Source organism: Dactylosporangium sp. NPDC005555 (genome assembly GCF_040605635.1).
GTDB lineage: Bacteria > Actinomycetota > Actinomycetes > Mycobacteriales > Micromonosporaceae > Dactylosporangium.
The window spans coordinates 1-1026 of record NZ_JBEXDG010000098.1 but is presented as its reverse complement, the minus strand read 5'-3'; the positions used below and the strand labels follow the sequence as shown (position 1 = coordinate 1026).

The 1026-nt window shown below is 73.1% G+C and carries 1 protein-coding gene; it reads left to right on the top strand.

Annotated elements, in window-relative coordinates:
* Positions 1–126: 126 nt before the first annotated feature.
* Positions 127–870: a zf-HC2 domain-containing protein gene (locus tag ABZS58_RS48590; RefSeq protein ID WP_354791385.1), complete on the top strand. Its 744-nt coding sequence runs from the start codon at positions 127–129 to the stop codon at positions 868–870.
* Positions 871–1026: the final 156 nt, after the last annotated feature.

Below are 1026 nucleotides of genomic sequence, written 5' to 3'. Positions count from 1 at the left end.
GCTCAGGCCGACGCCGGAGCGCAGCGGAGGTGGCGGCATGAGCGGGCCGCAGCGCAGCGCAGGAACCGCTCATCATGAGCGCAGTTCTGGCTCAGGCCGACGTCGGAGCGCAGCGGAGGTGGCGGCATGAGCGGGATGAGCGGGGAGCACGATGCGGTGCGCCGGCTGATCGGCGGGTACGTCCTCGGCGGGCTCGACGACGACGACCAGTCGCGCGTCGACGCGCACCTGAGCGGCTGCCCCGCCTGCAGGGCCGAGGTCGAGCGGCTCGCGCCCGTGCCCGAGCTGCTGCAACGACTGCCGGCCGGCCAGCCGCCCACGGCCCTGGAGCCGCCGTCGCAGAACGGTCTCGACGCGTTGCTGCACCGGGCCCGCCGTCCTTCTCCCCGCGACCGGCGGCGCCGAGCCGGCCTGCTCGCCGGCGCGGCGGCGGGGGTCGCCCTGGTCGCCGCCGGGTCGTTCCTCTGGCCCCGGTCCGCGCCGGTACCGCGGGAAGGGGCCCCTCAGCAACAGCAACCGGCCGTGCAGCAGCAGCAGCCGTCCTCCTCCGGCGGCGGTTCCGCTCCGGCCGGCACGGTGGTCCAGTTCATCGCCGCCACGGGCAGTGCCCTGTCGGGCCGGGCGACGCTGACCCCGCGCCAGTGGGGCGTGTCGGTGGCGCTCGAAGTCACCGGTCTGCCCGGTGACGGACCGTTCGTGCTCCGCGTCGTCGGGCGCGGCGGTCAGGAGGAGCAGGCGGCGTGCTGGGGCCGGACCACGTCGGCGTCCGCCAGGGTGACGGGCGCCAGCTCCATCCAGCTCCCGAACGTCGACAAGGTCACCGTCTCCGACCACGACGGCCACCTCCTGGGCACCGCCGCACAGAACTGAGCCGCCACCACACCCATCGCCGCATTGCGTCTCTGATTCTCGATGATCCGGAAGAGTTTGCGCTGCTATGACGCAATGCCGGTGAGTTAAGGATTTGCGTCGAGGGTTGTCGATGCCGCGTGGCGGCTTGCGCAGCAACGAAGCTCCCGTTACACA